This is a genomic window from Brevibacterium sp. HMSC08F02, assembly GCF_001807555.1.
GTDB classification, from domain to species: Bacteria; Actinomycetota; Actinomycetes; order Actinomycetales; family Brevibacteriaceae; genus Brevibacterium; species Brevibacterium ravenspurgense.
The window spans coordinates 49,321-49,684 of sequence record NZ_KV789345.1 but is presented as its reverse complement, the minus strand read 5'-3'; positions in this window follow the sequence as shown (position 1 = coordinate 49,684).

Here is a 364-nt window from a genome sequence, read left to right as displayed (position 1 = left end):
GCCACGAACCTCAGGAAAACCACGAGGTGCCGCTCACCTGGCACCGGAACTCCACCTCGGCAGCCCGAGGTGCCGCACACCCGCCAACCAAACCCCCACCTCACGCACCCACCCCTGCACCTCGACAGTCTCCCCCAGACCCTCACCCACGCTTTAGCAACAAAAACTCCCCTTAGCAGTCACTGCTAAAGCGCAGAAACCGGCTAACGGGAGTTTTTCCCGGGCAACGGGCGCCAGGCTAGGCCAAAAACTGCCGGGCTGAGCGCCACGAACCTCAGGAAAACCACGAGGTGCCGCTTACCTGGCACCGAAACTCCACCTCGGCAGCCTCCCCAGACCCCCGCCCACGCTTTAGCAACAAAAA